Origin of the sequence: Streptomyces sp. SA15, from assembly GCF_002291145.1 — a bacterium.
In the GTDB taxonomy this organism is placed as follows: Bacteria; Actinomycetota; Actinomycetes; order Streptomycetales; family Streptomycetaceae; genus Streptomyces.
Genome location: NZ_NTGE01000099.1, coordinates 369585 through 383607, shown reverse-complemented (window position 1 = coordinate 383607; position 14023 = coordinate 369585). Strand labels below are relative to the sequence as shown.

Below are 14023 nucleotides of genomic sequence, written 5' to 3'. Positions count from 1 at the left end.
AGGGTGCTCCGCGTTCCGGAGAGAGGATGTGACCCCCATGCCTGAACTGCCAGACGTCGAGGGATTCCGAAGGGTGCTCGAATCCTGCGCGAAGGGCCGGGTCATCCGCCAGGTCGACGTCCGCGACGCGGGCGTCCTGCACGGGGTGAGCGAGCGGCGCCTGCGCGAGGCCCTGGAGGGCCGGCGCTTCACCACTCCGCAGCGCCACGGAAAGTGGCTGCTGGCCCACACCGGCGGCCCCACCCTCATCCTCCACTTCGGCATGACCGGCCAACTGCTCTGCGCCCACGCCGACGACGCCCCCGAGCCCCACGACCGCGTCCTGTTCACCGTCGGCACCGACCGCCAGCTCCGCTACCGCGACCAGCGAAAACTCCAGGGCCTCTGGCTGGCCGAGGACGACTCCGAGGTCGTACGACTGCTGGACGATCAGGGCCCCGACGCGCTGACGGTGGACCGCGACGACTTCGAGGCCGCGCTGGCCTCACACCGAGGCCGCGTCAAGGCGGTCCTCACCGACCAGTCGGTCCTGGCCGGCCTCGGCAACCTGCTCGCCGACGAGATCCTGTGGCGAGCCGGCCTGAGCCCCGCGACCCGGTCGAGCGACCTCACGGAACCGCAACGCCGCCACCTCCACACGACCATGCGCCGCACCCTACGCGCCGCGGTCACGGCCGGCTGCGTCCCGCCCCGCGACTCCTGGCTCACGGGCCACCGCGACGACCCGGACCCGAGATGCCCGCGCTGCGGCGGCCATCTGCGGCGGTCGCGTATGGCGGGGCGGGGGACGGTGTGGTGTCCGGGGTGTCAGGGGGACGGGGCCTGAATTCAGTAATTGGCAGATCTGTTCCACCGGCACGGCCGCGTGACCTGCGGTTTTCCCTCGCGGGGGTGGAACAGATCTGCCAATTACCGCACTGGTCAGACCCGGTCCAGCGAGCGGTGCGGCCCTTCCGGGAGCTCGACCTTGATCCCATCGCCTGGACGCACCACGCCACCCACCTTCACCACGCTCATGATTCCGGCCTTCCGCACGATGCCGCCGGCCTGGTCACGGCCGACGACCTGCTTCAGCAGACCTTCCTGAAAGTTGTCGATCTGCAGGCACGGATTGCGCAGGCCGGTCACCTCCACCACCGCGTCGTCGCCGATGCGCAGCACCGCACCGACAGGCAGGGCAAGGAGGTCGATCCCGCGCGTGGTGATGTTCTCGCCGAGCTCGCCGGGCGCCACCCGGAATCCCGCCTCACCCACCTCGGCCAAGAGCTCCTCATGGATGAGGTGAACCTGGCGCAGGTTCGGCTGGGTGGGGTCCTGCGCGACGCGTGAGCGGTGCTTGACCGTCACACCGGCGTGCACGTCCCCTTCGACGCCGAGACCTGCGAGCAAGGTGATGCTCTCCCGGTTCGGCTTGGTGAACGAATACTCGCCGTTGCTGCTGACCGCGGTCACCGTTGCGCTCATGATCCCGAGCCCCCTGTTCAGTAGCGATGATCTGTCAGGAACCTAACGCTCAACGCCTATGGTGCGCACCCGCGTTCAATCGCGGGCCGGCTCGTTGAAGATGCAGTTTCATGGACGACTCGTCACCAGGCTGGGGTCGGCTCCCGGTCATGGCTGAACGCCGGTGAACCGGCCTGAATGAGACGGAAACTGAGAACGGCCCGTCCGACAGTCGTTGTCAGTGGCCTCGCCTAAGGACTGTCCCGTAACTGCTGGCCAGGCCGGTGAGTGGGGCGCGGAAACTGCGTGGCCGTTGCGCCTGCGCGCCAGCAGGCTGCTCTCAGTCCTTGACGGGGGCCGACGGGCGCGGCGGCCTCGTCCATACGTGGTGGGTCCGTTACTGCCCACTTCCCCATTCGTTACTTACAGTGAAGGGCGAGTACTCTCCGTGTGGTGGTGCGGCTGTCTGCGCACCACCACGAGTAAAGAAGGCAAAGGATTTCTGTGCTCAAGAACATCGCTAGGGCTTCCCTGGCCACCACCGCCGCGCTGGCGTTCATGGCCGCCGCTGCCGGGACCGCCTCCGCCGCCGACAAAAACACCTCCAACCCCCGCAGCGACGCCAGGTGCAGCAACCCCCTCCTCATCCTGTCGCCCGGCACCAAGATCGACGGCAGCCGCTGCTCGAGCGTTACGGTCCTCCACCAGGAGATCGACAAGAACAACAGCAACAACACCTCCGTGCTGTCTGCGCTGTTCGGCCACAAGCGCTGATCCCAGCTCTCTCCCTCCCTCGCGTCCCTTCGAAAGGAACGGAAGTATGACTTCTCGCACCCGGGCCCTGGTGATCAGCGCCCTTACCGCCGGTCTGCTCGCCCTGATGGCCGCCCCCGCCAGCGCCATCGCCATCGACGTCGCCGGCTTGATCATCGAGACGCCGCCTATCTAAGTACCAGTACCTCCCTGCGGTTCCTGCCGCCCTTCCTCCGCCGCTGGAACCGCGTGCCGGGCCCCCTCCGGGCCCGGCACGCGTAGTCCCGCCGACGCGCGAGCAAGAGGGATCGGCCGCCGGTTTCGGTGAGCGCTTCAGGTCAAGGTCGGTGGAGTCTCAATGACCCGGTCAAGCGCTGCTGCCAGGCTGAGACGGCCACCCGCCCCGCCGGGCCCGAGTGATCACCCGGGGAGCGAACCCGTCCGCCCTTAATCAGGCCCTCCGCCACGCCCCCAGCAGTTCCTCGGGCCCGTACGCCGCCTGGAGTCCCGAACAGCTGACTCCGCTGCGGGAGACCGCCACGAGCGGTACGGGATCGTCCGTGATCGCCGCCCGGTGTTTTTGCAATGCCGCCAAGTCATGGCTGTCGAACGCGGAGTTCTCCAGCCACTTGACCGAGCCGAGGAAGAGCAACTGCTTGGCCACCGGTTGCCGGTCGGCTCCCACCAGGTCGATCTCGACGTCGTTGCTGCGGGTCCAGTAGCCGCCGATCGCTGGAGCGGTCGGCAGGGCGTCGTCCGGCAGTAGGCGGGCCAGGGACTCCCGGACGAGTGGCTCGATGGCGCGGCCTCGCCAGCTCGTCCATTGCTCCTTGATCCGGCTCAGCGTGAGGTCGCCCCGCATTCGTTCGATCTCCGCCATGTGCGGATCCAGGAACATCAGCCAGAACCGCAGGTAGGGGTCGGCCACTCGGTAGCGGCGCTCCTTGGACGGCTTGGTCGAGAGCGGCAGTTCGGCTGCCACTACTCGTTTCTCGGTCAGTACGTCCGTGGCTCGCGTGAGGGTGGTGTGGGCGATGCCTCCGGCGGCGCGCGCGATGTTCGTGAAGGTCCGCTCTCCCGTGCCGATGGCTCGCAGCACTTCGCGGCTCATCGCCTGCGGCGGGAACTCCGCGGCCAGCGATCGCTCGGCCGAGACCAGCAGTGCCGAGATCGGATTGTCCAACGAGTCGCGGAGAAATTCCCAGACATCCGCACCTCTGCGCCACTCGGCGCAGATCAGTGGCAGCCCGCCGGTGATCAGGGCGGCGTCGAAGGCGGACGACGGCGGCAGGTCGAGCATCTCGCCGATGTCGGCCGGGTTCAGCGGCCCCAGGATCATCTCGCGCCCGCGTTGGTGGAAGGGGCGGTCGTAGCTGTTCAGTGCCTCCATCATCGACAGGTCGGAACCGACCAGGAGGAGGAGCACGGGCTTGCGGCTGAGCAGGCGGTCCCATGCCCGCTGGAGCATGCCCTCGAAGGCGTCGATCCGGTTCATGAGATACGGAACCTCATCGATGACGACCACGCTCGGGCTGTCGTCGGGGAGGATGTCCGCGAGCAGCCTGAATGCCGCGTTCCACTGTCCCGGCGTCTCCTCCGAGAACAGCGCCCGCTCGGGCAGGTTGGACCTGGAGACCGCGTCGATCAGCTCCGTCAGCTCGTCCTCCGCCGAGCCGCCCGCCGCGGTGAAGAAGAGATACGGCGTCTCGGAGCGCCGGATGAACTCCTCCACCAGGGTGGACTTGCCGATCCGGCGCCTTCCGCGCATGAGGACGCACCGGCCGGGCTTCGCGGAACCCGCGGCTTCGCGAACCTCCTGGAAGGCGCGGTGGAGCACGTTCAGCTCGCGGTCCCGTCCGATGAAACGGTGCATGGCGCGACTCCCAGAGCAGGAGGAATAGTATCGCTGGCGATACTATCTCGCTCGATACCATCCCTCCCGTACTGAAGCCGGGGAGGCCGCTGACGCGGCCCCCGCCCCCGTCAGCTCGGCTTCAAGATGATCGCCTGGCCACCCGCAGGGGCCATGCCCACGTCCAGCGTGGTCTCCGAGGTGACCGTCCGCGTACCGACCACGACCGGCGTACGGAACGGGCTGCTGCCCGGCGTGCCGTCGGCGTACACGGTCGCCGTGTAGCTTCCGCTGCCCAGGAACGACAGCGGGATCGACAGCGTCCGGGCCGTCTCGTTGGTCATCGCCCCGAGGTACCAGGCGGAGCCGCCCCGTCGGGCGACCGCCACGTACTCGCCGATCGATCCGGCCAGGGTCCTGCTCTCGTCCCAGGTCGTGGGGACCGCGTTGAACCAGGGCAGGCCGGGCCAGCCGGCGGGGTTGGCGTACTTGGACGGCCTGTCGTACCAGAACAGGAAGTTGAGGGGCTGGTAGTACACCGCGGCCATCGCCATCTGGTGGGCGTTGGTCGTCTTGTTGCGGGACTGGCCGTAGCAGATGGTGTAGTCGATCGGGCCGCCGATGTTGCGGGAGAAGGGCAGCGTCACGTTGTGGGTGGCGGTCGGGAACTGCTCGTTGCCCCGGACGCCCTCCAGGCTGATGTAGTTCGGGTAGGCGCGCTCGTAGCCGAACGGCCGGACGTCGTCGTGCATGTCGATCAGCAGCTCGTACTTGGCGGCCGTCCGCGCCCAGCCGGTGATCTGGTTCGTCATCGACTGCGTTCCCTCGTTGATGAAGCCCAGCTTGATGCCCGCGACGCCCCAGCTCTTGTAGAGGCCGAACAGCGCGTCCGCGTCGGTCAGCGCGATCCGGTTGACGTAGAGGAAGACGCCGATGCCCTTGCCGGTCGCGTACGAGATGACCGACGGCAGGTCGATGGCGGCGATCGGCTTCGTCGCGTCGGTGGTGGTGAACTCGGGGCCGTACCAGCCGGCGTCGTACTCGATGTATTCCACGCCGCGGGCCACGGCGAAGTCGACGCCCGCGAGGCCGGCGGCGGTGCTGAGCTCGCAGCGGAAGACCTTGCCCGGCTTGATCCACGAGGTGTCGGTCAGGGCGATGGGCGGGGCCAGGTTGAGCACCAGCTCGGCGTTGTCGACCAGCTCGGCGTGCGTGGCCCCGATCACGACCGCGCGCCACGGCGTGGCGAACGGGGTGGTGACCGTGGCGGTCGTCTCGACCGGGCCGGAGCCGCGGGCGGTGTGCTCCATCAGGAAGGCGGAGAGGGTGCCGGGCTGCCCGGGGACCGAACTGAGCATCAGGCGGGGGAAGTCCAGGCGGGCGGACTCGCAGACGCAGGCGATGTACCCGTTGGAGAGGGCGGCGGTCAGGGGCAGGTCGGTCAGGGGGCCCTGGTCCGTGCTCGGCGTTCCGGTGGAGGGGATCGCGTCGGGGGCGACCGGGAGGTAGGCGTCCTCGTCGCGTGCGCTGTAGACGGTGGTGTCGTCCGGGAAGACGAACGTCGTCAGTTCGTCAGCGATGGTCGTGGTGCCCTCTTCGAGGAGGATGTAGCGCAGGGCCACGCCGGTCCTGTACGCGCGGATCCGGACGCCGAAGCGGATCCCCGAGGCGGTGTCCTGGAGGGTCCAGCGCTGCTCCTGGTAGTGGTCGGTGACGGTCGCGTTGCGCCCGTACACGGGGGACCAGGTGGTGCGGGTGGTCCGGAAGTCGTCCCGGAGGAGCGTCACGTCGCTGCCGAGGACGGTCCCGTCGGCCAGCCTGAGGCCCAGGGCCGAGGTGTCGATCACCGTCTTGCCGTTCCGGGTGGCGGACCACCGGAGCGCCCCGTCCACCACCGACATGGTGATGGACGTGCCGCCCATGCGTGCGGTCGCGCGGGGCGCACCGGCCGGGGCGTCCGCCGCGAGGGCTGGCGCCGTGGCACCGAGGCCCACCGCGGCCGTCCCGACGGTGACGGCCGCGCCCTTGAGCATCCCGCGGCGGGACAGTGCCCCATCTTCTGAAGTTGCCCCATCCTCTGAAGTTCTCATCGCACTCTCCGGCCCCGACCTGAGTCATGAGTAGTAAGCGGTTTCCGTCGGGGGGACGGTAGTACGCGGAGCTGAGGTCTCACTACCCCCTTGCAAGAAACCCGGCGAAGGCACGGGTCATCGTGTTGTGGGCACTGGCGGCGAACAGCGGGTCCAGATGGTTCATCCCCTCGTCCGTCTCGTACACGGCGTACGGAATATGGGAACCGGTTACGACGCGCCGGGCACCGGTCTCGACCGTCCCGCTGGCGTAGCTCGTCTGGAAGGCGTAGAGCGGTACGTCGATCCCCGCGCCGTGCTGCAGCCGGAGCCCGAGGGAACGGGCGAGGTCCGTATCGGCGTAGGCATCGGTGACGTCCAGGTCCACCGACAGCCGGGACGGCCAGTACCACTCCCAGACCGTCGGCTCCGGGCCCGCGTACGCCGCCGCGACACGGCCGATGGGCGTGATGCCCTCGTCGATCCAGCCGCGTACGTCACCGCCGCCACCGCTCTCGGCGACGCGCCCCGAGTGCACGCTGATGTCGTTCGGCCAGCCGAACCCGGCGTCCACCAGCGTTCCCAGCAGCGCGGCATTGGTGATCGGATACGGCAGCCGCAGCGCGTCGGGCAGCCGGGGCTGCAGGACCGACCGGCCCTCGGGCTCGACATGCGCGTACCAGCCGGCGAGCTGGTACCAGATCTGCGAACTCTCCGCGCGGCTGCCCAGGCCGACCCCGCTGAGGGTCATGTCGAAGACGGCACCGCCCTCGATGGCCGTGAGCCGCTCCCGTACCTCCTCCGGCGAGTCGCTGACCGGCGCGCCCGTTCCGTCGAACGCCCCCAGGACACCGCCGTCGATCAGCGCCAGGCCCGCGAGGTCCCGGTACCCGGGGTGCCCGTCGAAGTCCCAGGCGGCGTACGCCATCGCGGTCGTCGCGCCCCAGGAGTGACCGCCCAGCACCACCCGCCGCCGGCCCCCGGCACCGGCCGCGAGCACCACCGTACGCAGATCCTCCAGGGTGAGCCGCAGACCCCAGCCGGCGGCGTATCCGGAGGCGGCCGGGTCCTGTGAGCGGTAGTGGCCGTCCAGGTAGTACGCGGCCGGGTCGGCGGTGGCGAACCCGGCACGGTCGGCCAGGTTCTCCTCCCGCCGGTCGAACGCCCACACCTGGACGCCGGGCACCGCCCGCACCAGGTCCCTGGCCACCAGCCGGAAGTCGTTGGCCGCGCCGAACATGCCCGGCACCAGGACCACCACGGTGCCCGCCCGCTCCGGCCCGACCTTGAGCACATGCACCCGGTCCGTCCCGACGGGACCGCCGCCACGGCCCACCGGTATCGGGACATACGGCTCCGCGGTCACCCCGCGGCTGCCGTGTCCCCGCCCCGACGCCCATGCCGCGCCGGCTCCGGCTGCGGCGGCTCCGGCGGCCCCGGCGGTCAGCGCCAGACCGCCGACCAGTCCACTGAGTACGGTCCTGCGGTGTGGCAGATGGCTCGTCATGTCTGCGTATCTCCTTGAGAGTTGAAGAAAACGGAACGCGTCCCAGCTTCCTCCAGCCCTCGGGACAGCCGGTCGCGGGGGTCGCCGCGTCACCGCCGCCGCACACCACGAACCGGGCGAAGGAGGCGAGCGGGCCGTGTCCGCCTGGACAACGAACGCAACCCCAGGTCACTGACCTGGGGTTGCTTCGTTCTCAGGCGGGCGGAAACTTCGCGGTGGCCGGCCCGGTTGCCACGGGCGGGTCGGTCTACGGCCTTGTCTGCTTGGGCCCGTTCACGGAGTCGGCGGCGTGCCGGGGGCCGTGTCGAGGTGAGAACTGGCCGACGAGTTCACGGAAGCAGACCAGGGCGGTGATCGGGGGAATCCCGACGATCACCATCGCCAGCAGGGAATGCGGTGACTGTCCGATGCACAGAGCCACCGCCGTGCCGGAGGAGAGCAGCATCACAGCCCAGGACCGCCGGGCGGATCGGTACTGAACGGATGCCCGCAGGATGGATAAACCCGCCACGAGCCACGGCCCGTACACTGTCAGTGGCCACCACTGCGCCAACTTCTCCGACACCACCAGCCGCGCGATGCTGTGCAGTTGTTCGTACGAATAAGAGATGGACCAGCTCAGCATCGTCACTGCGCACGTGGTGATCATTGCGATAAGGATCGCAACAGTGATGATCCTGGGGTTGCGGGGAGCGATGTGATTCCCTGGCCGGGGTCGCCGTCGACTGACCGGGCGGCGCGGACGCGTATGGATGTCCAGTGGGGGAGGAACGGTATCCATGCCGTGCGTCGTATGCAGCATCTGAGCCAGTTCTTCATCCGGATCCCATGCCTCCGACGGGAGCGCCGGATCAGGGACGTGCCAGATGTGCTGCGTCTCAAATGGCTCAGTAAAACTGGGGAACTGGTTTACCGCGTCATAGTCGGTTCTCATCCTGAATCCTGTCCGTCCTTGACCCCTGCGCGCTCCGGTTCAGAATGCTTCGTTCAGAGCGCGAGCCTTGGTCCGGCCGACGACTGGGCTGGGGTGTCATGTCCCTCCATCGCGGCCCGCAGGTATTCACTCTCCATCCGGCTGATGGTCTCAAGGAAGTCCTCAAGCAGGTCCGAGCAGTGCTTGAGGGTCACTCTCCCGCCGGCCAACTCGAGCCAGACGGTGCTGTTTTCCGTAGCGGTCTGATCAGCTGGGAAGAAGATCCGCTTTTCCGGTTCTCCGCAACCTCCCTCACGCGAGAGGAACGGATGAGCTTCACCTGCATGCCTTTCCTTCCAAGTCACAACCACCTAACGAGCACCGCGCAGCGGCAGGCATCGGGCATTTGGGGGAATGAAAGTCGGCCATTGGTGACTATCCCAAGTATCCGATGAAAGGGCATGGCTGATGAAATTCTGAAGATGTATGACGCGGTGTTATTGGCTTCCCTGACCTACAGGCCGCACGCCACTCGCCGCACGCCACTCGCCGAACGTCACTCACCACACGCCGCACGCCACTCGCCATATGCCGCACGCAGCACCGCGCCCGGCGTCCGGACCCGGTTCGGGCCCAACGCCGGGCGAGGGGAGGAGATTGGAACAGACTGACACCGAGCCGGCACCGGCGCCCCCGGTGTGACACCGGGGGCGCCGGTTTCAGCGGCCCGTGCCCTTGGCGGAGGTGCGGCGGCGGCCCTGGGCGGGGCGGCTGCGTCGTCCGCGCTGGGAGGAACCCGAGCGCTCGGGGCGCTTCTCGGTGACCGGCGGGGTGAGGACGACGGGCACGCCCGTGGGTGCCTGTGCGCCGGTGATGCGGGTCAGTTCGGCCTCGCCCGAGCGGACGCGGGTGGTCCGCGGGGTGATGGCGGCGTCGGCCATCAGGCGGGTCATCTCGCGGCGCTGGTGGGGGAGGACCAGTGTGACGACGGTGCCGGACTCGCCGGCGCGTGCCGTACGGCCGCCGCGGTGCAGGTAGTCCTTGTGGTCGCTGGGCGGATCGACGTTGACGACGAGGTCGAGGTCGTCGACGTGGATGCCGCGGGCCGCGACGTTGGTGGCCACCAGAACCGTGACGTGGCCCTCCTTGAACTGGGCCAGGGTCCGGGTGCGCTGGGACTGGGACTTGCCGCCGTGCAGGGCCGCGGCACGCACGCCGACGGCCAGGAGCCGCTTGGCCAGCCGGTCCGCCGCGTGCTTGGTGTCCAGGAACATGATCACGCGTCCGTCACGGGCGGCGATCTCCGTCGTGGTGGCGTGCTTGTCGACCTCGTCCACGTGGAGCACGTGGTGCTCCATCGTGGTGACCGCGCCCGCGGACGGGTCGACCGAGTGCACCACGGGGTCGTGGAGGTAGCGGCGTACCAGACGGTCGACATTGCGGTCGAGAGTGGCCGAGAACAGCATCCGCTGGCCGTCGGTCCGTACCTGGTCGAGCAGGGCGGTCACCTGCGGCATGAAGCCCATGTCGGCCATCTGGTCGGCTTCGTCCAGCACGGTGATGGCGACGCGGTCCAGGCGGCAGTCGTCCCGGTCTATGAGGTCCTTGAGCCGGCCGGGTGTCGCGACGACGACCTCGGCGCCGGCGCGCAGGGCGCTCGCCTGGCGGCCGATCGACAGACCGCCGACCACCGTGGCGATCCGCAGGCGCAGGGCGCGTGCGTAGGGGGTGAGGGCGTCGGTGACCTGCTGGGCCAGTTCCCGGGTGGGTACGAGGACGAGCGCCAGCGGATGCCGGGGCTCGGCCCGCTGCCCCTCGGTACGGGCCAGCAGGGCCAGGCCGAAGGCGAGGGTCTTGCCCGACCCGGTGCGCCCGCGGCCCAGGACGTCCCGGCCGGCCAGCGAGTTGGGAAGGGTCGCGGCCTGGATCGGGAACGGGGCGGTCACGCCTTCGGCCCCGAGGGTGGTCAGCAGCCGTTCAGGCATGTCGAGTTCGGCGAACGCCTCGACCGGCGGCAGTGCCGCGGTGTGGGTGACCGGCAGGGCGAACTCACCGCCGGGCGCGGCGGGACGGCCTCCGCGACCGCTCCGCGCGGGCTTGGCCGAACGGGAAGGAGCGCTCTGGCGGTCCGTCCCCTGAGAGTGGGCGCGGTTGCCCCGGGCGGAGCCGGCGGTGCCCCTGTCGGTACGGGAGCGGGAGGAGCCGTTGTTCGTGCGAGCTGTGCGGTTCAAAGGGAACCTTCCTCGATGCGGCACACGTATCGAGGAATCCCTCCGAGCGGCGACGGGCCGTATGAGGATTCGCAAGAACTGAGCCGAAGAAAACGAAAAAAAGACCGGGACCGGGCGCGAGATCCGGCGGGTTTCCGATCGGCCGAGAACTGGGTGCGTTTCGGCGGTTGGCTGTGCGATGAGAATGCGATGAGCCGGGGCCCGCACCCCAAGAGTGCGGGCCCCGGCCACGTGGTGCGCGTCAGCGTCAGGCGGGAACGATGTTCTCGGCCTGCGGGCCCTTCTGGCCCTGCGTGACGTCGAAGGTAACCTTCTGGCCTTCCTGAAGCTCGCGGAAGCCCTGGGTGGCGATGTTCGAGTAGTGGGCGAAGACGTCGGGGCCGCCGCCGTCCTGCTCGATGAAGCCGAAGCCCTTTTCCGCGTTGAACCACTTCACGGTGCCAGATGCCATATTGAATCTCCCTTGAGGGTAGTGCCCGGGTCCGCACCTTGCGGACCCGGCGTCGCAACAACGAGTACCCGACCGGAAAGATCCGGACATGAAAAGAGTGCTCGTCGACGGAAGGTCGGAAGAGCACTCAAAAGTCTCTGGTAACCAAAACTGCAACTCTTACCACGATAGCACAGGTTGGTTGGGAAGGGCCGACCCCTCAACCCGGGTGTCGCCCCCATCATACGCCTGACCTGCGCATTCGTACGATCGAAGAACCGTCACCTGGTCGCGGCCTGGCGGGAGGCCAAGGTGTTCACCGACGCCGAGCGCGCTGCCCTGGAGCTCACCGAGCAGGGCACCCGCATCGCGGACGCGGCCGGCGGCGTCACGGACGAGGTCTGGGAGAGCGCCGCCAAGCACTACGACGAGGAGCAGCTCGCCGCCCGGGTGTCCCTCAACTGTCTCCCAGGTCCCCTGGCTGCGCAGCTTTCGATCCGGTCCGACTCCTTGACCGTCGAGATTCGAACGGTGTAGACATCGCGCCAGCGCATGTTTACGTAAACATGACCAACCGAACTTCTGTGTCTCGCCGGGACGCGGCACGCAGAAGAGTTGGAGTACTCGAGATGGCACACCGCACCCGCAAGCGACGGCTCATGGGGATCGGCGTCACCGCCCTCGCCACCGGGACCGTCCTGGCCACCACCTCACTGCCGGCCGCGCACGCCGAGACGACGGCCGCCGCCGCTTCGGTCACCGTCCGGCCCGATCCCTCCTACAAGCAGGAGAAGTTCGAGGGCTGGGGCACCAGCCTGGTCTGGTTCGCCAACGCCACCGGCGACTACCCCGCCGAGATCCGGGAGAAGCTGGCCCAGCTCCTCTTCGGGGACGACGGCCTCGCCCTGAACATCGCCCGCTACAACATCGGCGGCGGCAACGCCCCGGACGTCAAGGACTACCTTCGCCCCGGCGGAGCGGTCGAGGGCTGGTGGAAGGCCCCGGCGGGCACCACCCGCGAGGACGTCGACTGGTGGAGCGCCGACGACCCCGCCGACTGGAACAAGAACGCCGACGCCACGCAGCGCTGGTGGGTGGACCGCATCAAGAAGGACATCACCCACTGGGAGACGTTCAGCAACTCGCCGCCGTGGTTCATGACCAACAGCGGCTATGTCTCCGGCGGATTCGACGCGAACGCCGACCAGCTCAAGACCGAGTCCGTCGACGACTTCGCCAAGTACCTGGTGGGCGCCACCGAGCGCCTGGAGAAGGCGCACGGCATCAAGGTCGACACGCTGGACGCGTTCAACGAGCCGAACACCGGCTACTGGGGCACCAAGCTGGGGCCGGACGGGCAGCCGACGGGCGGCCGTCAGGAAGGGGCCCACATGGGTCCCGAGCTCCAGCAGAAGGTGCTCCGCGAGCTGGCTCCGGTCCTGGAGAAGTCCCGGACGAACGCGGAGATCTCCGCGATGGACGAGACCAACCCGGGCATCTTCGCCACGAACTGGACCTCCTACCCCCAGGAGGTGCGCGATCTCGTCGGCCAGATGAACGTCCACACCTACGGCACCGGCCAGCGCACCACCGTGCGCGACCTGGCCAAGGCGGCCGACAAGCCGCTGTGGATGAGCGAGGTGGAGGGCGACTGGGGCGACGGCCAGAGCTTCACCGACATGCGGCCGGGTCTCGGCCTCGCCCAGCGCATGGTCGACGATCTGCGTGAACTGGAGCCCCGCGCCTGGGTGTTCTGGCAGCCCGTCGAGGACTACGACAACATGAAGCCGGGCGGCGAGTCCGCGAAGGGCGGCAACTGGGGCGAGATCCAGATCCCCTTCAGCTGCACCAAGAAGGACACCCTCGAGACCTGCCCGATCTACACCAACACCAAGTTCGACACCGCCCGCAACTTCACCCACTACATCAAGCCCGGCGACCGGCTGATCAAGACCGACGACACCTCCAGCACCGCCGCGCTCTCCCGCAAGGGCGACAAGGCGACCGTCGTCCACGTCAACAGCACCACCGAGGCCCGCGACGTCACCCTCGACCTGTCGAAGTTCGGCCACATCTCCTCCCGGGCCACCGTCACCCCGGTGGTGACCAGCGCCGACGGCAAGCTGGCACGGCAGAAGCCCGTCCGTGTCACCGGCGAGCAGGCCACCGTCACCGTGCCCGCCCAGTCCGTGACCTCCTTCCTCGTCGACGGGGTGTCCGGCGTCGCCAAGGACGCGCCCGAGCTGCGCAAGGGCCACACCTACCGGCTGACCGGCGTCCAGAGCGGCAAGGACCTCACTGTCGGCCCCGACGGCACCGGCCTCGTCATCAAGAGCGCCGACGCGGCCGACCCCAGCGGTCAGCACTGGCGGCTGGAGCAGATCCGCGGCACCGACAACCGGGCGCGGTACGTGTTCACCGAGGTCGAGTCGGACAAGCGCCTGGCCATCCGCGACGGCGCCCTGGTGGCCGAGCCCGACGAGGGCAGCCGCGACAGGGCCGCTCAGTGGATCATGTCGACGACCGGGGACGGCACCTGGACCCTCGTCAACGCCGCCACCGGCCGGCTCCCGGACGTCTACGGGCAGGCCACGAACGACGGAGCCGGCGTCGGTGTGTGGTGGCCGAACTCCGGCTCCAACCAGCGCTGGAAGGTGACCGACGTGACGGGCGACGCCGAGGCGTCGTCGGCCGCGCAGGACTGAGCCCGACACCGAGGAACCCCCAGGTCAGGTCACTGGCCTGGGGTTTCTTCATGGGCCGGGCGCCGACCCGCCGGTCGTCGGCGGCCCATCTGACCTCACGGAGGTACCGTGAGAACGTCA

At 68.8% G+C, this 14023-nt stretch carries 11 protein-coding genes and 1 pseudogene; 5 read left to right on the top strand and 7 right to left on the bottom strand.

What is annotated here, in order from left to right; all coding sequences use genetic code 11:
* Positions 1–37: 37 nt before the first annotated feature.
* Positions 38–826 carry an Fpg/Nei family DNA glycosylase gene (locus tag CLM62_RS21900; RefSeq protein ID WP_095751569.1) on the top strand — a complete coding sequence of 263 codons (789 nt, stop codon included), beginning with the start codon at positions 38–40 and terminating at the stop codon, positions 824–826.
* A gap of 95 nt (positions 827–921) precedes the next feature.
* Here the strand turns inward: CLM62_RS21900 and CLM62_RS21895 are convergent, their stop codons facing one another.
* A complete protein-coding gene (locus tag CLM62_RS21895) occupies positions 922–1464 on the bottom strand; it encodes an MOSC domain-containing protein (protein ID WP_095751568.1) in 543 nt (180 codons plus the stop codon).
* Between the two features lie 483 nt (positions 1465–1947).
* Here CLM62_RS21895 and CLM62_RS21890 point away from each other — a divergent pair, with 483 nt between their 5' ends.
* Both CLM62_RS21890 and CLM62_RS51720 read left to right on the top strand, forming a co-directional pair.
* Positions 1948–2217, top strand: a complete 270-nt coding sequence (locus CLM62_RS21890; protein ID WP_095751567.1) for a hypothetical protein — start codon at positions 1948–1950, stop codon at positions 2215–2217.
* Between the two features lie 46 nt (positions 2218–2263).
* On the top strand, positions 2264–2392 hold the full coding sequence (locus CLM62_RS51720; protein ID WP_257003984.1) for a hypothetical protein: 129 nt from the start codon (positions 2264–2266) through the stop codon (positions 2390–2392).
* A 255-nt stretch (positions 2393–2647) separates the two neighbouring features.
* On the opposite strand, the gene CLM62_RS21885 is transcribed toward CLM62_RS51720, so the two are convergent.
* The 6 genes from CLM62_RS21885 to CLM62_RS21860 all read right to left on the bottom strand — a co-directional run bounded on the left by CLM62_RS21885 (position 2648) and on the right by CLM62_RS21860 (position 11219).
* Positions 2648–4069, bottom strand: a complete 1422-nt coding sequence (locus CLM62_RS21885) for an ATP-binding protein (RefSeq protein WP_095751566.1) — start codon at positions 4067–4069, stop codon at positions 2648–2650.
* A gap of 110 nt (positions 4070–4179) precedes the next feature.
* Entirely contained in the window at positions 4180–6081 is a 1902-nt protein-coding gene (locus CLM62_RS21880) for a glycoside hydrolase family 97 protein (RefSeq protein ID WP_257003983.1), read from the bottom strand.
* A 139-nt stretch (positions 6082–6220) separates the two neighbouring features.
* Positions 6221–7624, bottom strand: coding sequence for an alpha/beta hydrolase (locus tag CLM62_RS21875; RefSeq protein ID WP_179382179.1), 1404 nt, complete (start codon positions 7622–7624; stop codon positions 6221–6223).
* A 247-nt stretch (positions 7625–7871) separates the two neighbouring features.
* Complete coding sequence (locus tag CLM62_RS21870) at positions 7872–8558, bottom strand: DUF2637 domain-containing protein (protein ID WP_095751564.1); 687 nt, start codon at positions 8556–8558, stop codon at positions 7872–7874.
* Between the two features lie 698 nt (positions 8559–9256).
* Positions 9257–10768, bottom strand: a complete 1512-nt coding sequence (locus CLM62_RS21865) for a DEAD/DEAH box helicase (RefSeq protein ID WP_095751563.1) — start codon at positions 10766–10768, stop codon at positions 9257–9259.
* A 247-nt stretch (positions 10769–11015) separates the two neighbouring features.
* Positions 11016–11219: a cold-shock protein gene (locus CLM62_RS21860; protein WP_095751562.1), complete on the bottom strand. Its 204-nt coding sequence runs from the start codon at positions 11217–11219 to the stop codon at positions 11016–11018.
* Positions 11220–11480: 261 nt separating this feature from the next.
* Here CLM62_RS21860 and CLM62_RS21855 point away from each other — a divergent pair.
* Together CLM62_RS21855 and CLM62_RS21850 are read left to right on the top strand one after the other, a co-directional pair.
* A pseudogene (locus tag CLM62_RS21855) lies at positions 11481–11666 on the top strand (carboxymuconolactone decarboxylase family protein); the annotation flags it as partial.
* 161 nt (positions 11667–11827) lie between these two features.
* Positions 11828–13903 (top strand): glycoside hydrolase, encoded by a 2076-nt coding sequence (locus tag CLM62_RS21850; RefSeq protein ID WP_095751561.1) that lies wholly within the window; start codon positions 11828–11830, stop codon positions 13901–13903.
* Positions 13904–14023: the final 120 nt, after the last annotated feature.